The organism is Paenibacillus alkaliterrae (genome assembly GCF_021532375.1).
GTDB classification, from domain to species: Bacteria; Bacillota; Bacilli; order Paenibacillales; family Paenibacillaceae; genus Pristimantibacillus; species Pristimantibacillus alkaliterrae.
Genome location: NZ_JAKGAP010000037.1, coordinates 58942 through 78747 on the forward strand (window position 1 = coordinate 58942; position 19806 = coordinate 78747).

21 protein-coding genes are annotated in these 19806 nt (G+C 49.8%); 5 read left to right on the top strand and 16 right to left on the bottom strand.

The genetic code is table 11. The features are described 5' to 3' along the window. The first annotated feature begins 504 nt into the window (after positions 1-504). The gene (locus L1N85_RS16045) at positions 505-1725 is read left to right on the top strand and encodes a protein kinase family protein (protein WP_235240090.1); all 1221 of its coding nucleotides are present in this window, start codon (positions 505-507) and stop codon (positions 1723-1725) included. Positions 1726-1782: 57 nt separating this feature from the next. Here the strand turns inward: L1N85_RS16045 and L1N85_RS16050 are convergent, their stop codons facing one another. The 8 genes from L1N85_RS16050 to L1N85_RS16085 form a co-directional block, all read right to left on the bottom strand. Then, positions 1783-3432, bottom strand: a complete 1650-nt coding sequence (locus L1N85_RS16050) for a recombinase family protein (protein ID WP_235240091.1) — start codon at positions 3430-3432, stop codon at positions 1783-1785. Between the two features lie 19 nt (positions 3433-3451). Beyond that, positions 3452-5020 carry a recombinase family protein gene (locus L1N85_RS16055; protein WP_235240092.1) on the bottom strand — a complete coding sequence of 523 codons (1569 nt, stop codon included), beginning with the start codon at positions 5018-5020 and terminating at the stop codon, positions 3452-3454. Beyond that, on the bottom strand, positions 5017-5208 hold the full coding sequence (locus L1N85_RS16060) for a hypothetical protein (protein WP_235240093.1): 192 nt from the start codon (positions 5206-5208) through the stop codon (positions 5017-5019). Before L1N85_RS16060 ends, L1N85_RS16055 begins: the two co-directional genes overlap by 4 nt. Before the next feature lie 37 nt (positions 5209-5245). After that, the gene (locus L1N85_RS16065) at positions 5246-5560 is read right to left on the bottom strand and encodes a DUF960 family protein (RefSeq protein ID WP_235240094.1); all 315 of its coding nucleotides are present in this window, start codon (positions 5558-5560) and stop codon (positions 5246-5248) included. Continuing rightward, positions 5561-6019 (bottom strand): JAB domain-containing protein, encoded by a 459-nt coding sequence (locus tag L1N85_RS16070; protein ID WP_235240111.1) that lies wholly within the window; start codon positions 6017-6019, stop codon positions 5561-5563. Beyond that, positions 6016-6408 carry a hypothetical protein gene (locus L1N85_RS16075; protein WP_235240095.1) on the bottom strand — a complete coding sequence of 131 codons (393 nt, stop codon included), beginning with the start codon at positions 6406-6408 and terminating at the stop codon, positions 6016-6018. Before L1N85_RS16075 ends, L1N85_RS16070 begins: the two co-directional genes overlap by 4 nt. A gap of 275 nt (positions 6409-6683) precedes the next feature. After that, the gene (locus L1N85_RS16080) at positions 6684-9461 is read right to left on the bottom strand and encodes a phage/plasmid primase, P4 family (RefSeq protein WP_235240096.1); all 2778 of its coding nucleotides are present in this window, start codon (positions 9459-9461) and stop codon (positions 6684-6686) included. A gap of 57 nt (positions 9462-9518) precedes the next feature. Then, complete coding sequence (locus L1N85_RS16085) at positions 9519-10259, bottom strand: hypothetical protein (protein WP_235240097.1); 741 nt, start codon at positions 10257-10259, stop codon at positions 9519-9521. Between the two features lie 299 nt (positions 10260-10558). Here L1N85_RS16085 and L1N85_RS16090 point away from each other — a divergent pair, with 299 nt between their 5' ends. Beyond that, positions 10559-11116 carry an arginine repressor gene (locus tag L1N85_RS16090; RefSeq protein WP_235240098.1) on the top strand — a complete coding sequence of 186 codons (558 nt, stop codon included), beginning with the start codon at positions 10559-10561 and terminating at the stop codon, positions 11114-11116. A 97-nt stretch (positions 11117-11213) separates the two neighbouring features. Further along, on the top strand, positions 11214-11459 hold the full coding sequence (locus L1N85_RS16095) for a hypothetical protein (protein ID WP_235240099.1): 246 nt from the start codon (positions 11214-11216) through the stop codon (positions 11457-11459). Positions 11460-11506: 47 nt separating this feature from the next. Here L1N85_RS16095 and L1N85_RS27950 read toward each other — a convergent pair whose 3' ends face one another. The 3 genes from L1N85_RS27950 to L1N85_RS16110 form a co-directional block, all read right to left on the bottom strand. Then, positions 11507-11887 carry a zinc-ribbon domain-containing protein gene (locus L1N85_RS27950; protein ID WP_407946450.1) on the bottom strand — a complete coding sequence of 127 codons (381 nt, stop codon included), beginning with the start codon at positions 11885-11887 and terminating at the stop codon, positions 11507-11509. A 13-nt stretch (positions 11888-11900) separates the two neighbouring features. After that, positions 11901-12569 carry a hypothetical protein gene (locus L1N85_RS16105; protein WP_235240101.1) on the bottom strand — a complete coding sequence of 223 codons (669 nt, stop codon included), beginning with the start codon at positions 12567-12569 and terminating at the stop codon, positions 11901-11903. An 80-nt stretch (positions 12570-12649) separates the two neighbouring features. Beyond that, positions 12650-13258, bottom strand: coding sequence for a hypothetical protein (locus L1N85_RS16110; RefSeq protein WP_235240102.1), 609 nt, complete (start codon positions 13256-13258; stop codon positions 12650-12652). 287 nt (positions 13259-13545) lie between these two features. On the opposite strand from L1N85_RS16110, the gene L1N85_RS16115 reads away from it, so the two are divergent. After that, positions 13546-13911 (top strand): helix-turn-helix domain-containing protein, encoded by a 366-nt coding sequence (locus L1N85_RS16115; RefSeq protein WP_235240103.1) that lies wholly within the window; start codon positions 13546-13548, stop codon positions 13909-13911. A gap of 15 nt (positions 13912-13926) precedes the next feature. Here the strand turns inward: L1N85_RS16115 and L1N85_RS16120 are convergent, their stop codons facing one another. The 5 genes from L1N85_RS16120 to L1N85_RS16140 all read right to left on the bottom strand — a co-directional run bounded on the left by L1N85_RS16120 (position 13927) and on the right by L1N85_RS16140 (position 16958). Next, on the bottom strand, positions 13927-14190 hold the full coding sequence (locus L1N85_RS16120; protein WP_235240104.1) for a hypothetical protein: 264 nt from the start codon (positions 14188-14190) through the stop codon (positions 13927-13929). Between the two features lie 144 nt (positions 14191-14334). Next, positions 14335-15363: a hypothetical protein gene (locus L1N85_RS16125; protein WP_235240105.1), complete on the bottom strand. Its 1029-nt coding sequence runs from the start codon at positions 15361-15363 to the stop codon at positions 14335-14337. 33 nt (positions 15364-15396) lie between these two features. Then, on the bottom strand, positions 15397-15819 hold the full coding sequence (locus L1N85_RS16130) for a hypothetical protein (RefSeq protein ID WP_235240106.1): 423 nt from the start codon (positions 15817-15819) through the stop codon (positions 15397-15399). A gap of 130 nt (positions 15820-15949) precedes the next feature. Next, complete coding sequence (locus tag L1N85_RS16135) at positions 15950-16210, bottom strand: hypothetical protein (RefSeq protein ID WP_235240107.1); 261 nt, start codon at positions 16208-16210, stop codon at positions 15950-15952. Next, the gene (locus L1N85_RS16140; protein ID WP_235240108.1) at positions 16182-16958 is read right to left on the bottom strand and encodes a ParA family protein; all 777 of its coding nucleotides are present in this window, start codon (positions 16956-16958) and stop codon (positions 16182-16184) included. The genes L1N85_RS16135 and L1N85_RS16140 overlap by 29 nt, the downstream gene beginning before the upstream one ends. 399 nt (positions 16959-17357) lie before the next feature. Between L1N85_RS16140 and L1N85_RS16145 the strand changes: the two genes are divergently transcribed. Further along, the gene (locus L1N85_RS16145; protein WP_235240109.1) at positions 17358-19745 is read left to right on the top strand and encodes a type I restriction-modification system subunit M; all 2388 of its coding nucleotides are present in this window, start codon (positions 17358-17360) and stop codon (positions 19743-19745) included. Positions 19746-19806: the final 61 nt, after the last annotated feature.

Below are 19806 nucleotides of genomic sequence, written 5' to 3' on the forward strand. Positions count from 1 at the left end.
TTTTGACCTTACATGCTTGCGGGGCGAGGGAAGTTGTCCCGCAGGCACAGATCAGCAGACATGGAAATAGTTTGTAATTGGGCTGAAACTTTTGATTTCTTTTTGCGTATAACTTGTTTGTAGGACAATTCTGTCCTTAAGTTAGGGTCAGCGCTAATTGGTTCGAATCCAATCGGGTTCGTAGCCTTAATTGCCTCTCTAGTCATCCTTTCGATGGTAAGATATTGGTTAGACAACACGCCACTTCGAAACGAAGATGTTATTAAGGAGGGGACGCCCATGAAGAGTAAGAGCATGATGAAAAGTAGCAAAGGTATTCTCAAAGCAGTTGGAGAGACCGGATGGGCGGTAGCTACGAACTTAGTTGCATCAGGTGCTACGCTGACTTAAGTACAGAATTCCTGACTGAGCCCTCGACAGGGCTCAGTGTTGTTTTGAGTAATTAGTTAGGTGAGTTTGCTTGCAGTCTTTATACAAGTGATAATCGTTTGCGAGGTCGAAATTATGGCTATTCCAGTGCACGAAGTTGAGCAATATTTACATGTACAAGCCCGAAAGATCAATAGTCAGTTCTCAAATATGAAAGATGCTTCTGCCCTCTACGATGACTACTATGAAGATGTTGAAAATGAAAGTCTTCGGCAAATATTTCCACTACTTCATGCCGTGATGAATAATTTATTTGCCTTCATGAATCAAAAGCTTTCACCTGGGTACGGCGGGCATTTCAATGCAGATCCTAGCCGAGACTTGATTGATGTAATTGAAGCTTTTCAGAAGCTTCAGGCTAATCTAAAGAAATCATCTGTCGCCTTTGAACTGGATCAATATTACATGGATTTGATCACAAGATGTAATGTTTTTTTGAGTAAGAGTGGAGGTAGTACGATTCCATCGGATTTCCCGATGATTGAACTGATTGAACATCGGGCTATATTTAGTATGATGAACGTCGTGGAAGTCAAACGTTCACCAAGTAAAGAAGCCTTCCAAACCCGACTCATCGGTGGTGGATCTTATGCTCAGGTTTTCAAATATAAAGATCCACATTATAACCGCTGGTTTGCCTTGAAACGGGCAAAGGCCGATTTAACGACAAAGGAACTACAGAGGTTTAAGAACGAGTACGAAATCACGCGAAAGTTGAATTCACCTTATGTCATCGAAGCCTATAACTACAACGACGAAAAGAATGAATATACCCTTGAGTATGCTAATGGCGGGACGCTCGCTGATTATATTCGTGCAAATAATACAAAGCTTGATATGCAGGACCGGCTTAAGCTGATTGGTCAGCTATTTAATGCTTTTATCTACATCCATGAGAAAGAGATATTGCACCGGGACATTAGTTATCATAACATATTGATTCAGCATTACGATGAACCGTGGACTGTACTCAAAATATCGGATTTCGGACTTGTCAAAATCCCGGAAAGTTCTTTAACAAGTATAGATTCGAGTGTTAAAGGTTCACTAAACGATCCGGACTTAACTAAGGTGGGATTTGCAAATTACGAAGTGCGTCATGAAATTTATGCTCTGACCCAGGTTGTAAACTTTATACTTTGCGGAAAGAAACACGGAAATGGAATCTACAGTAAGCGTCAAGGTGTAAAGGAGTTCCTTTTACAAGGGTTGGCTGCAGATATCAATGAACGCTTTAGCTCTGTTAAAGATATGGCCGAAGCATTTCGTAGTGTAAGACATGAATTATTAAAGTAACTGAAGGGAAGAGAGTGCCAGGCCTGATGAATATGGCATTTATCAGATAGCTGCAAATCATATAGCAAAGATTAGTTTATGATTCAGTGTGTGGGCTTTTCCGGGCAAAGGAAAAGCCCCTTCCGCCATGTTGTCGGCAGAAGGGGCGACGATTAAAAAATGCTGTTCGGTTGTTTCGTCGAAGGCCAGCTCGATTTTATCTATCTGGCGTTTTTCGTTCAGCGAGATTTTCTGGATGATGAGGTGCAACAGGGTTTTCCGTTGGTCGAAGGACGACTCTTGCAATAGGTACTCGAAACGCTCGATCAAGGAGCGTACCTGTTCGTAGCTGACCGTTTGGGAATTGTCGCCGTTCAGCTCAAACTCGATTTCGGACTTCCGCGAAAGCAGTTGGTCACGTTCCGCGTCAAGCTCGCCCAGCCTTCCCGAGAAAAGCTCCCGATCGAAGTCATCCAGCTCGTACAGCTCGAAGTATTTCTTGCGCTTATCCTCGATCTGAGAGAGCTTAGTCTGGATAGCCTCAAGTTCCTCCTGTAGGGGCTGGATTCGGTTCTTTTTCCGGCTGTTGATGCTGGCGACGATGCCCCGAAGGATGTGCGGCTTGGCAAGCACTGCGCGTATTCGATCCGTAACGAACCGCTCGGCGTCGTCCTTGCGGATGCTGTTGGCGCTGCACACCGCGCTTCCTTTACTGCGGAAGTTGCTGCAGGAGTAGTAGGTACGCACGATCTTGCTGCCGTCCTTGGCTGTGTTCTTCGTGACGCTGGCGGTCATGGCCGCGCCGCACTTCGGGCAGCGGAGGATGCCGGTCAGCAAAAACTTGCCGTCGAAGCGTTTTGTGGAGGTGAACGACTTTTTGCTTCGGAGAAACTGCACCTTCTCCCAAAGCGTCCCGTCTATGATGTGATCGTGAACGCCGTCGACCAGAATCGGCTCGGCGCTCTTTCCCCTGCGGCGCTTCTCACTCCAACATTCGTAACGGTTATACCTTATTTTACCGGTATAGAAGGGATTGTCCAGAATGTCCTTCACCGAGCAGATGGAAAAAGGCCGGTTCATCTTTGTTTTGTAGCCGTCGTGATTGAGCTGGTTTGCGATGGAACGGTATCCGTGGCCGTTGCTGAACATCTCGAAGATGCGCTTCACGACGGCAGCCTCCTCAGGGACGATTTCAATGACTGTCTTTCGCTTGTGAGCACCTGCGCTGCCGAGGTCCACGATCGTATAGCCGAGCGGCACCTTTCCGTTGTGTTTCCCCGTCTTAGCGCGATATTTGAGGCCCATCTTGACATTCTCGACTATCGTATTACGTTCAAGTTCTCCGACAGAGCCCAACATGGAAAGAGCGAACTTGCCCATCGCTGAGGAAGTATCGAAGTTTTCGGAGAATGATCGGAACTCGACATTGTACTTCCGAAGTTCCTCGACGATCTGAAGCAAATCAATCGTGTTACGCGCCAATCTATTGAACTTCCACACCAATACAAGATCTATCATCCCCGCTTTCGCGTCCCGAATCATCTGCTGGAGCTCGAAGCGCTTTTCGATGCTCTTGCCGCTCACGCCACGGTCGGCGTACTCTTTGAACACCGTCATCTCATACATTCGGCAGTAGGTTCTAAGTGTCTCCAACTGTGCGTCTATGGAGTACCCATGTTCGGCTTGTTCCTCTGTACTCACGCGAACATATATTCCCACTCTCTTCATGAAGCATTCATTCCTTTTCTCATGCTCGCCATTCCTCCTGAAGTAAATTTGTCACGTCGATATGACCGATAGGGCCGCTGCCGTAGAGCCGTGCTTCCTGAATGCATCGATTAGGTGGGAGAGTGATCTTGTCGATAAATAATCTCAAGAACTGCCGCTGCATGTCTGCATTTGCCGATTGAAGAACGGCACGTATTTGCTGGATGGCAGATTGGATGTGAGCGGGATTGATGGCTTCTGTCTTCGTTGCCCGGATCTGTTGTTCCACGTTATCCTTCATGGTCTGAAGCTCTTGTAAATGGATTTGAATGCTGCCGATGAGATTTCTAAGTTCTTCCTTGGTGATTGCTCCGTCTTCATAAGTCTGAAACAGTTGTTTTCGTTCTGCTTCCAGCAAGGTTAGTTCGATTTGAAGACGATTCGCATGTTCCAACAATGGTGACGATGTTGCTGATTGTTTCGCATGGATTGACGTTGTGATCCGCTTAACTATCTGTGATGAACTAACGATTGCTTGAAGCAGGTTGAAAAGCCATTCCTCGATTTTATCAGCTCTTACGTAATTTGGCTTACAGGCAGCAATCCCTCTGGCCAGATAGTTCCCGCAAGCATAATAGTGATTCATCTTTATGGAACCGTTTTTTCGTAAGGCTTTGGTATGCATAGGTATCATGCCTTGTCCGCATTGAGGACACTTGAGCAGCCCGGTAAGGGGATAGAGCCGCTGGATCAGCCTCCGAGGAGGGCGGGACCTCTGGCTCAAAACGAGCTGCACCTGAATCCAGAGGTCTGCGCGAACGATGGGGTCGTGATCGCCCTTAGCCCAGCCTACAGCGTGCTTGCTGCTATCTTTTCGGTTCTTCGAGACGTCAAACCTTACTTTCGCGATATAGTTCTGATTTGTCAGAATTCCTCTGACCGCCGGGACGCTGAACAAGTATCCCCTCTTGGTCCGATGCCCTTCCATATTCAATCGATTCGTGATGGCCTTATAGCCGTAGTCGCCTGTAGCATAGAGCTCGAAAATGCGCAGAACGAGTTCTGCTTCCTTGGGCACGATCTCCACGCAGGAGTCTCCTGTCTGAGGATTGCGAGTCCATCGATACCCTAGCACATTGTTGCCGCAGTTCCATTTTCCTTGTTTTGCCTTATGTACAGCTCCGAGGCTTGCGTTCTCCACGATCTGGTCGCGCTCCAGCTGCGCGGCTGCTCCCATCATCTGAAGCGTGAACCGTCCGAGAGTCGTATGGGTGTCGAACTGTTCGGTCAGGCTGATAAGGGCTACGCTATGGTTTGAGAGCAGGTCGACAATTTCCAGCAGGTCGGGAAGGGAGCGGGAGAGGCGGCTGAGACGCCAGATGATGACGTGCTGAAAGCTGCCCAGCTTCGCGTCTTCCAGCATCATCTTCAGCTGATTCCGGCCTTGAATGGATTTTCCTGATACTCCTGCGTCGACATAGGTTTTATATACGTGAAGACGGTTGGTGGAGCAGTAGGAGCGAAGGGCTTCCAGTTGGGCATCAATGCTGAAGCCGTACTTTGCCTGCTCCTCGGTGCTGACTCTGCAATACAGCGCGGCGCGATTCATGCGTATTCCACTTCTGTATTGATGTAGTTGAATGGCCAATGCTTATATTGGAAAACAGGATTCCGGTAATGGAGAACGACATGTGACTGAATGACCAGTTGAGGTTCTTTCGTGAGGTATTCCAGAATCATGTCAGCCAGAAGATCAAACGCGAGCTCCATTCGCCCCGATTGAATAATAACAGACATAAGGAAGGACTCCTTTCTTTAGCGATTTTCTATGATCCTAGTATTCCTCCGGCAGAAGCATCGTGCAGTAGGTGCCGCTATCGATGACCCACACTTTGAGTTTGGTTAGTGATTTGTCGATGCCGGAAATTGTGTGAAGTCGGCTTCGCTTCGGCTGCTCCTGACGATGGCAGATGTGCTGGACAGGCTTGCCGTCTACGTAACCGGCAAACAGCTCAAACACCTGCAGGTAGTCGAACGTGACGCATTCGTCCAGATCGCGGTCGATCAGCTGCCACATGAGGAGTTGAAGTGGTTCACTGACGTTCTCGTCGATGCCGCGTGTCTTGTATCGTGAGTGTTTCGGGAACATCTACATCAGCCCCCGTTCTTTCATGCTGACGAACGTACCGTCGCCGAGAATGATATGATCCAGGAGCTCGATGCCTATGAGAATTCCAGTGTCTCGGAGTCTTCCAGTCAGTTCTACGTCTTCCGGGCTAGGATCAGGCTGGCCTGACGGATGATTGTGGCAGGCGATGATGGACGCCGAGTTCGCTAGGATGGCCAGCTTAAACGTCTCTCTCGGATGGACGAGAGAGGCGTTCAATGATCCGACGGAAACTTGGTGAAGTGCGGTTGGTTCGTTCTTGGTATTTAGGCAAAGGATGCAGAAGGATTCCCGATCACAATCGCCGATGAACTGGCGGAAAAGGTCAGCCGCGTCTTTCGGCGAGCGGATGACACGAGATTCGTAGAACAAGGATGTCCTCTCGCGAACCATGCGTAGTGAAATCACGTCGATTCTCTTGGAAGGCTTCTTAGCTGTCATTGGTAGCACCCGCCTTCCGTAATCAGTCTCTCAAGTAGCTCTTGGTCCTCTTCGTTCAATTTGTCTTTGAGCACGATGTACTGCGTCATTCGATCGTTGTCGTGCATGACGCCGACTCGGTACGCTTGGTCCGGTTCCGTCACGAACGGTTCGGCAAACTCGACGCCGCTTGGTGCGTCTGCAAAAACGACGGAAAGTCGTTCAGCCGGCCCCAGGATGACGATTGTTGCCTCAGGGCCGACGCTGAACGTGTCGTCCGGCAGGCCTTCCGTGCTGAGTTCCTCGCGCAGACCTTGAAACAGTTCCTCCACGCTTGTTTTGACGGATTGAGGGAGCCACGCGGCAGTTTTAAGTGGTTCAAGGTCTTGGATTGAATGAATTTGTAGCATGATGATTCCTCCCTATGAAAGTTAGGTCCGGTTGAACCCAGGATCATAATAAGAATATATGTTCGTAATATGGGTCATTGCGATTTTCATAGGGAGGGGTACCGGAGACCGGACTATCTAAAACACTTGCTTCGGCATCGGGTGTGGCAGTGGCGGAAAGTGGTGCAGGGGGGGGGGAGGCCTCCTCTACAGAGCATTTTTTAATGCCCCGCGCAAAAAATCCCACCCCCGCGAAAAGTTTCGGAAAAAAGCGCCACTTTGCGCCACTGCCCCGCTCAGGGCGTAGGAACGGAAGCGGCTGCCGGACCGTCATCTTGGTCTTTGTCGTCTCCGTCGTCTCCGTCCTCGTCGGCAAAAATCTTACTAAGCTCGGAAGGTTTCCTTCTTACCACTCTGCCGTCAGGGCTACCCGAGCCTTCGTCTTCGGAAGAGGGGGAGTCTGCCTGTTTCTCCGAAGCGTCTTTGAGGCTCTCTTGCACCTCATTTGTAGGGTCGGGCGTGACGCTATGGCGGACGGAAGCATCGCCTCTACGTATGGAAGGAGCTTTGCGAACCTCGATCGTAATTCCGTAGAAGTAATCTCTGCCGTCGCTTCTTTTCTCCTCGAATGGGATCTCTTTCTCCACGAGCATGTCGCGAAACTCCTTCCAGAAGCGTTTGATTGACATTTCCTGAAGCCCCTTATGACCGTTCTCATGACACCACTCCTGGAATTGACCGTAGATGTTGTTTCTTAATGCCCTGCCCGGACTCGGTGTCGTTACGATATGTTCTTCGAAGAACGACTCCAGCGGGTTGACGTGCCTGCGGTACTCTTCGAGCAGCTCTGCGGCGGCTTTCGGGAGCGTGAACTCGTACTCCCGTTGCCGTAGACGCTTGAGACCCTCCAGCGCGAAGTTCAGGATGCCGGGCAGCTCCCGGAGCAGCTTCTCCGCGAGGCGCTTATCGGCCTGCTTGCCCTTGAACCTCGCGAGAAACGGAAGGATGATGAGCCTGCGGAAGAAGCCGTCGGTTTTGTCCTGACTGTACGGGAGCTTGTTCAGGGCGAACACCATTTTGCAGATCGGCTTGTACGTGAAGGGATCGCTGTACTTTCTTTCGACGGTGATCGGGTCGCCGGTCACGATGGCCTTCAGGTACTGAGTATTGAGGCCCCGTTTGTCGACTTCGTTCTCCGTCGAGAGGTTGAGAGTCTTGCCGACGAGCTGGTGCCTCGCGAAGTCCTTTTTCAAGTCCTCCAGGCTGACGGTGCTCGTGTTCTCCGGCCCGCAGAGCTCACGGAGAACGTCGAGCAAGACGGACTTTCCGTTCGCTCCTTTACCGTAGAGCATGAAGCACTTCTGGGCGATGGTTTCTGATGTCAGGCTGTAGCCGAACATCTCCTGCGTAAGGTTGATCAGCTCTTTGTCACCCTGAAAGACGCTATCCAGAAACTTCATGAACTCGGGGCACTCCGCTGAAGTATCGAGCTCGACGTTGATGCGGATGGTCGACTGGTACTTCGGATCGTGCGAGTGGAGCAAGAAGTCCTCCAGCGATAGCATGCCGTTCCTCAGGTTGACGAGGTCGCGCCGCTCGTTCAGGCGGTTTAGTGGTTCGGCGAGCCGGTACAGGGCTTGGAGGTATTCCGTCTCAAAGTCGGTGCACCAGAAGTTCGGCGCGAGACTTTCGAAGATCTCCATTAACATCCGTTTTAAGTCATCCGTGGAGAGTTCCTGCCAGTATCCGTCCTCGAACGTGTGAACCCGATTGCCCTGAGCTGTACCGAGATGGTGCTGTGCGATCACGTACTTGGCGAATTTGACGAGGTTCAAGCCTTTTGGTTCGCCGGTTTCATTGACATCGAAGCCAGCGGCGTTTAGCGCTGAGTTAGCTGGCTTGTACGTTCTGCGAAGCTGTTTTAGGGTGTCTTGAACGTCCTTTTTGAACTCCCTGACAGGAACTTTTACTGATCGAAGCCGGTATTCCAGACGGGCGTAAGCCGCTTTGTCAGTATTCAGCAGTTCCGCGAAAGCCTTTAGGGCCTCAGGTTCCAGATGAGCGCCATGGTCGCCGGACTCAACTCTTTTCACAGCTTCTTCTGCTGCCTCTAGGAACCGTTTTTGTTTCGCAAGCTTCAGGTGATGGACCGGGCGATTTTTGATCTTGCCGTCTTCGTCCATCTTCAGTTTGCCTTGACAGACCTCGATCTCTTCTTGAGAGCAGCCGAATGCCATACAGAGGCCGGACTTGCCTCGGTCACTAGGGTCTTTCAGCTGCTCGAGGCGATCCTCGCTGCGCTGGTTGTGCTTGTGGGAAGTCTTCGAGAACACCTCGGCGGCGTCGGTGTTCCCCGTCTTCACGAGGTGGCTGCTCCAGCGGAACCAGTCCTCCTCGGGAAGGCCAGCGCCCTGCTGCACCTGCCAGTCGCTTGCGAACCTCCGGCAGTTCCGCTCCAGCACGTCGAGCACGTCCCGTCCCTTGCCCCCGGCTGGGCCGGAGGCTTTCGGGGAGGGTTGGGCGTTCTGGGCGGTCATTATCGTGAGCATCCACGCAGGTATATGCGCCGGAAGTATATCCCAAGGTGACTTGCCGGGAACCCACTCGTAGAGCTTTCCGTTAGGATGGACAGATGGCGGCAGTAGTGTCTGCTTGCCGTCCCCCATGAGGGAGCATTCGGAGTGCTTTTTATTAGGATCGGCAAATGTTTTCGACATCAGCTTCAAACCCGGAATGTTTTGAAAGAAGAGCCGTCGTCCATCGCCGGGAGTTAGCATCTCCCACGTGTCGGGGACGTTCCCGGCGCTCAAGCTCTGTAGCATCTGCTCGCCAAAAGGTCCGTCAATGTCGATGGCTGCAAGGCCGTTGCCGAGAAGGGCACCGACGTTTATGTTCGGGAACTCATTTGTCCAGCAGCGTATGGTAGCCTCGTCGGGTATACCCTGATTTTGCCATTCCTTGATGCAAGGTTCCTTCGAGCGAGGTTTGATCGGGATGACGCGGAGCGGCATGGCGAGCCTGACGTAGGCTCTCATTGAGCTCGGGATGTCATCATACATGTCGTTTGGGGTCATAGGAACAGTCACGTCCTTTCGTTATTCAGTTATCAAAAATCATTGCGTCAGACGACGTCATTGGGCGGGGATGAGAAATCCGACGATGTCGCCGTCGTCCCCTTTTATGAACGTAACGCTGTAGAAAGAGACGGTCGTCTGGTTGCTGAAGTCGAGATTCAGCACTCCAGAAACTTTTTTGACGACATCCCCGGAATAGATGATTTTTTTCCTGCGGGATTCCTTGAGATGAAATCCGTGTTTGTCTTCGGGCCCGCACTTCAGGAAAGCCGCGCCAGCGGGCCCTGTCCCAACCTTGAGGCGGTCCGGAGACCCCAAGGCAACCATGACTTCCTCGTCGATGGCGACTCGCTTGCCGTTCTTTTCAGTGTAGGTAAAGGACACTGCGGCAGGGCCGGACGTGTCCCGGTTTTCATGCGTGCATTCCAGCGGGCTTAGATCCAGTTCCGCAAGGCCGACGGATTTGGAGGCGTTGTCTTCTTCGGTGCCATTGACGTTTGATGAAGTGCGGACTACCCGCATGCTTTCAGCGGGAGTGTCGACGGACAGAAGTGAACCTTGATCCGCTTCATTCCCTTCTGCAGTTGTTTGGTCGAGAGGCTTGTTCAGAGCATCGAGAGCGTCAGGCCGTCCGTGATTGACCGGAGCGGAGGATGCAGCTTTGTCATGACTCGCGGTGTTTCCGTCCACCTGTTCCTCCGGCGTACACGAGTCGCTGGTTGGAACATGTAGATGGCGCGACTGCTGACGCAGTTGATCTTCTCTTTGGAGCAAGTCTTTTTTCTTGGGCATCGGCATGGAAATCCCCTCCATTTTTAGTGTGAGTTTCAGAACATGGTGTCTCGCCTAAGTTGCGAAAATCTACGATTCTTCCTGCATGCAGTGATTCTTGAATTCTTTCATCGCCGGTCGATGTGAGAAAATGATACCACGTATATTATTCAATCATCAAACATGATATGGAATAAATACATTGACAAATTCACAATTAATGAATAATATTCATATATGAGAGGCCGAATTGGAGTGGAAAGAAGGTTTGGGTAAGGACATCTATCGAGAGAACCTATTCACAGGGACTTTGAGATGGACATCCTTTGCATTCTGGAGTTACAACGGCTCCAGACGGCCATGAAAATCCCAATAAAAGTAAGAAATATGGTATGAGGAAGGGAGAGGACAACGTGGAGAACTTCGAAGCGAGGCCAGCAGATGAGGTTAGACGCATTAAAGAAGCGATTCGGTTCATTCTTGAAGGGAACCCGAAGCTCAATCAAATAGAGGTCGTTGAGAAACTGAAGGGAATGGATTTTTACACGTCACAACCTACGGTATCGAGATACATTAAAGAAATGAACTATTCGAGAGATTCAAAGGAAGGCTACATCAAGAAGGAAGAAGTGCTGGTCAAAGAAAAAAAAGAAGTTTTGCTCGATTATTTAAACAATTCAGATCGTGTGCGGAGGATACGCCATGTAAAGATGATTGCATTCAAAACTGCACCTGGCGAGGCCCAAATTCTGGAGATGCACTTACAAGAAGCTTACAGGGAGCAAATTCTTGGTACGGTCTTAGAAAGAGAAAGCCTAGTCGTTTTTATTGAGGACAACGAGGTAGGACTGGAGATGTTGCGAAGTATCGGTATGCATGATTAAATGAACTGGCTCGCACCAGAAACGTTCAGGTGCGAGCCAGACATGCATATCTTACTCTGGCAGGATGTGTTTTTTCTGAAGGATCAGGTTAGCGGTAATGACCGTCGATGAACCTGCAATCGTACCAAGGGAGGTTGCGGTCGCGACAGAGACTCCGGCGTTTGCCGCAGCAACTCCGACGGAAGTCCCGGCGGCAGTTCCTAAAGCGGTCACTCCAGCGGAAAGGGTCAGTCCGATGACCGGGAGTGAAACAGTAGCGGCGGTTGAAGCAGCAGCGACAGAAGAACCGACGAAGGCAAGAAGTCCGAGCAAAAACATAGAGTCACGTCCTTTGTTAGAATAGTTATGAAAAAACGGCTACCCCGCACAAGGGGTAGCCGACAATAGCATTTACTTTGAACTTACCTGAATGGGGACTTTGCCGTGTCCCTTGCAGACGGTGCAGGACTTCCCGCGAAACGCATGGATGTACAGGGCGATCAGGATGAGCAGGGCGATCGGCCCGGTGCCGAAGATGCCGCCGACGATCAAGATGACCGGTGTAAAAACAAGGATTGTCATCCAGATTGTCGCTTTCTTCTTGACCTTCCGCTTACCTTTGCAGACGAGACAGATTTGCTCTGTCGTGTGTCTGGTTACCGGAACAGGAACGGGCCGCGCTGGTTGTGAAATTTGGGCGGGAACAGTCGCTTGTTGGTTCACAGCTGTTCCACAACTGGTGCAAAACTTCGATTGAGCTGGAAGTGACGCTCCGCATTCTCGGCAGTACATAGCTTTCACCGTCCTACTTGGAGACAATCTGCTTCATCGTTAATCCCAGGACGATGAGCCGGATGTCGAGAGTCGATCGAAGCTGGTCGCAGTTCTCTACGATGTACGTATTGAAGCGAGACTGCCGGATAGAGCGCACGACGCCGACCGTCTGTTTGCCGCGCTTAATGATGAGATCGCCGGTTCTGTCGCCCAGCAGTCCGGAAAGGATGCCAGTATTCATAAACATGCCGAACAACTTTGCTATCTTTCTAAATAGGCCTCCTACGTTTTCTTCCAACAGGATGGTCTCGCCTTCGGCGGTTTGAATGGAAACTACCGTTTTCATGGCGTACCTAAGTCCGGTCAGGTAGCCAACCGACCCGATTGGTCGGTCATCTTTATCGAAGGCAGCATGGCGGATGCCTTGACCTTTCGCGGACCGGGAATTCATAAAGGATTCTCCGCTTGAGCCGTCAAGATAGTCTAGAGCGCTTGGAACCAGGCCTTTTCCGGTCTTCATGACAGACACAACGGTCTCATCACGCTCATTTTTAAAGATGATCATTTTACCCTGAATTCTGAGCTCCGCGCAGGTCTGCAAAGCCTTAGGCATCGTTGATTTTGATGGCTCTTGTACTTGGGAGCCGACGGAGACTTGCTCAGATGGATGCTCCATCGAAATGGTCTGACCGCATGACATACAGAACTTCCAGTTTGGTTCTAATTTAACTCCACATCCACTACAGTGCATGGGTAACCAGCCTCCCTATATAAATCATATTACAGATCGTCTGCGGTAAAGTGTGTTACGACTGAAAGCTTATTGTTGTCGAACAGAATCCGAACCTCGCCGCCGCCGATTGAGGCATCAGCGGGAAACACGTAGGTGATGCTGTTGCCTTTCTCGGAAATCTTCTTGCCCTCTATTCCGACAAGGTCAACGGTCTGCTGGTACGTCAACCCTTCCTGCAGTTGCTCTAGTTCCGCCTTTTCTACGAAAGGTTTATTCGCCGCACCCGAGGGTGTGCCGTGGTTACGGTATCTTTTCTCAGTCAATTTGCCATCTTGGAACAAGAGGCTTACTTGAGCATCTTCGCCACCCAAGTCCTTTTCCGCTTTGAACTCGACGAGAACTGTCGCGCCGTCCTTCAAGACCTCAGTACCCTTGCTTCCGACAATTTGACTGATTTGCTCGATTGTCATGCCTTCCTTGATGCTCTCGTACTCTTGCTTGCTGATGAGAGGGCTGTTCTTCACCTGCTGTCCAGCTTTATTATCTGATGAATTGCTTTCGACGTTTGCGACCGTTGGGGAGGAACCCTCAGGTGCTTCGGTCGCAGCAGCAGCCATGAAAATGAAGAGCAAGACTGTAGCCAGTCCGTACTGCACCAAAACCTTTCCCCGCGTTCGCTTTTCACGCTTCCCCAAGAGCAGAACCCATTTCGGTGAGAGTAGACCGAGGATGAGACCGATGAACGAAAGGAATGCCAGAATACCTAAGAAACCAACCATGACTTTTATACCCCTCTTTCGATATTTTTGAGACTTTGGGTGGAAAAAGAAACCAACATACACATTATACGAACATATACGTTCAGAAACAACTATTTACTATAGTTTGATGATCTTCCTATGTTGGTGCTTTGGCATCTACCATCGAATTTGAGGTGGTAGATTTGTCAGAATTGGTCAAGCTGGTCGGAGCGAAAATCCGGCTCTTACGGAAGGAAAAAGGGTTGTCTCAGGCTGAGCTTGCTACGATGGCTGGACTTGTGGATACGTATCTTGGCGGCGTGGAGCGTGGTACGCGCAACATCTCGATGGAGACGCTGGAGAAGATCGTCAAGGCGCTTGATGTATCGCCGGACGTACTCTTCCGGTTCGGAGACATTGATACGGAAGAGGATGTTCACGAAAAGAAGCAGATTCTAGGGGTTCACAACGCTCTACTGACGGATCGGAGCATGGAGGAAGTCAGGATGGTTCATCGCGTAGTGAAGGACATGCTGGGAACGTTTGATGCGGAGAAAAGGAAAAAATAGAACGACGACCTTCGATCAGTGAAGCCGTCGTTTTTTCATGTGCTTTTGATGCTCGAACATGGCCAACTGGGTAAGCAATAGCTCGTCCTGCAGCCGCTTGTCGATCTTGTGCAGCGCAAACATCGACTTCCGTACAATGACGGCATCCAGAGAGTCGGGGGAGTCTTTGACGAATTTCTTCAACGTGACCATGAGTAACTGGCAGGTTTCGATTCCCGCGAGCAACTTATCTTCTATCATGATGAGGCGAGTGTTTTTCTTACGCCATTTTTCATTCATAGGTTGGACTCCTCTCTATTGGCGGCGATCGGCTCCGGCTCTCACACAGCGTTAGAACCATCGGGAGCAAAAATATGCATGAGTTGATTTTATTAGCGGTATTGTCGCTTTGAAGGGTATGCGTGAAGACTATCGATTTCATCTTTACACGATGTACATGGGATTGATGCAAATCTTCACGTCGGCCCACTTCTTGTAAAACTGCATGTCTCGCGTGGACTGGTTGGCCTGTTTGGTGAACGACTCTGCGAGGGAGTCATTGTCGATTATGCGAAAATATTGTCGATTTTTCTGATTTCCGAAGAGGCTAATCATGGCGTAGTTGAAACTGGCTGCATTACAGATGCCCGCCGTTCCGATTGGCAACCGCTCAACGACTTTTCCGACTGACAGTGCCTCCAGATCGTCAGGGTGCTTGTCTAGCGATAGAAGCAGGCAGGCGAACAGAACGTCGGCGTTCGACCGCCACGTGATTTTAGACAGGTCGAAGCGTTCCGCCGCGCAGTCGTTCCACGAGAAACTTCGGATTTCCGGTTCATGGACGGCGTAGTCTTTGCGGACGTTCTTGTAGGCATGACGCATTCCATACATTTTTATGAAACGGGTGAGTCGGATGCGGGAGTCCGATTCTTTGGAAAACTTGGAGAGAATGGCGCGGAAAAACTCGTTGTACCGATTGAGGTCCTGAGACGAGAGGGAGAGCTGTCTGTCGCCCACGGGGTGGTTGATCTCCTTTAGTAGATCCGTCATAGCCTGCAGGCGGTGGCGGTCGACGAGCTCGACATCGTCGGGCTGGGTCAGGTGAAGGAGGAAAGCGGCGGCATCGAAGCCACTCTGCCAGTCCGGCAGGCGCTCTTGCCAGAAGGAAAGCGCCTGTTCCGGCTCGAAAGAAGCGCCTTCCCCGAAGTCCGGCCACGCCTTCACAACGTGGATGATCGTCGTTCTGTGGGCGTGAGCGAGGTCCTTTCGCTTCCAGCCGCCGAAGTGCCAACCGAGCGCCTGCTTGAGCGCTTGGACCGGAACAGATTTTGGATCAGCAAAAAGTTGCTTCCACTCTTTCAGCGGTTCAACCGGGTACCGGAAGTAGGGGAAGCGGCTCAAGTGCTCGTCGATGCGATCATTGACGAGGGCGGCAAGGGTTTTCTTTTCTTTTTCGCTGAGGGTCAGGGTCATACAAAAGGCTCTCCTTTCAATATGCGTGATCTGCTAGAAAAACTTGCCCATTTCTACGTCGGGATTCATTTCGCGGGTACTGATCGAAGCGTTACTTGCCGCTTCTTGAGCCTCGGGAGAAACAAAAAACGGCGGAGCCAGCTTCGACACCCACGACAACGCGAGCTCGTTCGGGCTTCCTTCCATGATCGGTGGGCCGTCTGCCCATTCATCCTCATCGGCAAACCGGATGTCCTCCGGGCTAACATCGACTGACAGTTCCGTGCCGTCGAAGTAGGGGCAAACGGTGTCGCTTTCCCTGAAGGTCAAGGCGAGCCGAAGCTTGAAGCGGGTAGTCTGGTTCTCTGCATCACTCGACGATTCCTTTGCGGAAAGAGCGAGGAAGTGGATCGCGCCGTCGTAATCAAAGGTTAACTTTAGAAAATCTAACAGTCTTTTTTGCGTATTGCTGTTCATATGTGACCTCCATTCAAATAGATTCCAATTTTATAATATAAGTCTCAGATTGGTGTTCGTTCGCTTTTCATATAGGCAATTTGCTAACGTTAAAAACCCTATCCGCCGTAAGGGGCAGATAGGGTCATGTTCATTTCGATGCGTATTTCTGAATCAGATCGTGGACGGCTTCGTTCATCAGGTCGGTCTGCTTGTAGCCTTGATCTCGAAGCTCCATGAACTCGTCGTAGAGCGAATTGAGTAGGTAGATCGTGACGCGCTGGTGACGCTGCTCGAATTTGGGGCGTTTCGATGATCTGTGTTCTTTCAGGGAGAGGGAGGATATTCCCGATTCACTTTGATTGATTCTCTGTAATTTCTGTTTACTCCGCAGCAGTTTCTCCATAGCCATTGAGATATCCCATCCTTTCCAGAAGTTCTTCCGTGATCTTGCTGAACTGGTCGACGGTTCGGCTTCTCCAGTGAAGTGTCCGTACAGGTTTTCCGGCATACAGCGAAGTAGGGATTGCCGTGTCGTTGCTGTTCCACGTCGAGAAGAGGGTATCGCCTAATACCGAACTCAAATCCTTTAGCATCTTACTGGTTAGATTGCGTCGAAGGTCGACTTTGTTCACGACGATGCCGAGGATGTGAAGACTCGGATTCATCGCATCCTTGATTTGTTCGAGCCTGTCGAACATCTGGTCGAGGTTCTGAACACCGAAGGCTTCTGGATCGGTGACGATGAGCACCTCGTCCGATGCGGTGTAGCCGACTAGCGCGGCTTCGTTCAGGTTCGGCGGATGGTCGATGAGGACAAAATCTACATCTTCGAACTCCTTGTCTGAAAATAGTTCAAGAAGAATCCGTTCGTTCTGAGTGAAGCCGAAATGGAAAAGGTCGGAGCTGCCCGGCACAAGATGAAGATTATCGGCGACTTCGACGTGTGCATCGGTGATGGCGCACCTTCCCTGAAGAAGGCTCAGGATGTCCGGCGTCACGTCGCCGGGAGGACGGTAGATTTTCGTCAGGTCGCACTGATCGTCTAGGTCGACGAGCAGCACGACGTAGCCGCGCCGTATTAGCTCGAAGGCGAGGTTGACGGTGAGCGTCGTCTTCCCTACGCCGCCCTTGTTGTTCGAAATACTGATGATTTTCATGATTTCACCACTTTCTATTAGGAGTACGATACGTATGAGAGACGTTTCGTATAAGTATCGGCTAATTTATTGTTCGGGTCAGCACAGATCAAAATGGGGGAATTTGTATAGTCTACAAGTTGGAGATTTAAGTTAGTTAGGCAACGGAGTCGGAGCTCATATCTCAATCGCGGGATTTCGGCTGTTTCGAACGATCAATTTCTAAACGGTTGCAGAAGTAAGCTATGCGAGGCGCAGTTTACGAATGTTTACAGATAATCCGTATACTTTCACCAGTTTTATTTAATTATGGAGATTGATTGTCGAAAAAGGAATTTCCAGTGATATTGTGGAATAAGTCTATTGGGCTATCACACAACAATACAAGAGTACGGCACAGTAGAAAGGGAGATAGTTAATATGGCAGTAAAAAAGAGCCAACTTTACAGCTCTCTATGGGCGAGTTGCGATAAATTACGGGGCGGAATGGACGCCTCCCAATACAAAGACTATATTCTGACGCTACTGTTCGTTAAGTACGTTTCCGACAGGTTTAAGGGTGTGGCTTATGCGGATATCGAGGTTCCCGAAGGCGGCAGCTTCGATGACATGATTGCTCTTATCGGCAATAAGAATATCGGCGAGGAAATGGACAAAGTCATTGCCAAACTCGCTGAAGCAAACGGTTTGAGTGGAGTTATCGACAACGCTCATTTTAACGATGAGACCAAGCTGGGCAAAGGCCAGGAAATGGTCGATAAACTTAGCGGACTAATCGCCATATTCCGTAGACCAGAACTGAAGTTTTCCAGTAATCGTGCCGGCGGTGACGACATCATCGGGGATGCTTATGAATATCTGATGCGTAACTTTGCGACTGAGAGCGGAAAGAGCAAAGGACAATTCTATACGCCCTCTGAGGTTTCACGGATTCTCGCGAAGGTTATCGGCATTGACCGGGCTATTAATAGAAACATATCCGTATACGATCCGGCATGTGGCTCAGGCTCATTGCTTATTAAAGCCGCTGATGAAGCGCCTTTTGAGGTTGCTATTTATGGACAGGAGAAGGATATCGCCACTGCCGGTCTCGCTAAAATGAACCTTGTGTTGCATAACAAAGCTGCTGGAGAGATTGCCGGCAACTACGGTACTTTTTCCGACCCGCAGTTTTTTGAGGATGACGACGAGAAAACTACATTGCGCCGTTTTGACTATGTGGTAGCCAATCCTCCGTTCTCCACAAAGAACTGGACTGATGGGCTCAAAGAATATGGTCGCTTCAACGGTTATGGTGATAGGCCACCAGAGAAAAACGGCGACTTCGCGTGGCTGCTTCATATATTGAAATCGCTAAAACGTAACGGAAAGGCAGCTGTAATTTTACCACACGGCGTCCTGTTTCGTGGCAATGCCGAGGCGGCCATTCGGCAGTCTATAGTAGACAAGGGATACATCAAAGGCATCATTGGTCTGCCCGCCAACCTGTTTTATGGAACGGGTGTTCCCGCTTGCATTATTGTTATTGATAAAGAAGGAGCAGACGAGCGCGAAGGCATATTTATGATTGAGGCAAGTCATGACTTCATTAAAGATGGCAACAAGAATCGTCTGCGCCAGCGGGATATCTATAAAATCGTTACGACATTCCGGCATCGGATTGAGGAACCGAAATACTCCCGTTTCGTCCCTAACGAGGAAATCCGAGACAAGAACGGCTATAATCTCAACATCCCGCGCTATATTGACAGTAGTGTACCAGAGAACTTGCAAAATATCGAGGCGCATCTAATAGGTGGTATTCCTACGCTTGACGTGGACAATATGGAGCGGTATTGGAGTATCTTCGGTGACTTAAAATCGGTACTATTTGACTCTCTTCGCAAAGGGTTCTATCAGCCTGTCGTCAAGAAGGACGATATGCGTCACACAATTTATTCCGATGCCGAGTTCAGCCAGTATGCTGATAGAATCGACAATGCATTCGAGAAATGGCAGAGCCGCGTAAACGATAAGCTCTGCGTCATAGACGATAAAACAAAGGTAAAGGAACTAATTGTTGAACTCGCCGAGACAATTCTAGAAGAATTTGAAAATGTGACGTTGGTTGACAAATATGATGTCTATCAGGTGCTACTTGCCTATTGGCAGGACGTGATGGCTGATGACGTGTTCATTGTCTCGCAAGACGGTTACACAGCGGCGCGTGATACTGAAAATATTATGGGGGTATATACCTCTGGTAAGAAAAAAGGGGAGGAAAAGGTTATCGGTTGGGAGGGTAAACTGATTCCACGCAGCATTATCGTTGAGGCATTTTTTCGTGCGGAACAGAAAGCCATCGATGGGATAGAGGTTTTAATAACGGAAGCGCAGAGCGAAGTGGATGAGATGATAGAAGGCGCAGAGGATGGTTCAATAATAAATGACGTGCTTTCCGACAACGGGTCGTTGAACAAGACGAACCTTAAAGCCAAGATTGATGAAATCCGAGCAAGCATCATTACTGACGAGATTACCGCTTTGCTTCAACTTCAACCTATGGGAAAAAGAGACTTTGTTATTTATGTGCAAGATCACCTGCTTTGCAAAAACGCTGCTACAGCGAGCGGAACAGTTACTGCGGCAAGTGTTAAAAAACGCATAATGGAAATACGAGAAACAGCTAAAGTTCCTGAACATCATGCTGAAGACTATAAAACCTTGTTATACCTTTCAAGCAAACAGGAGCAAATAGATGAAAAGAGCAAGCTGCTAAAAGAGCTAAAGGAAGTACTAGTACCTAATCAATCCTTAAACTGTGGGTAAAGGCGTTTTAGTTTGATTCTTGCTTCATTGGTGGTAAACTGCCAGTCAACACCTTTCTGGG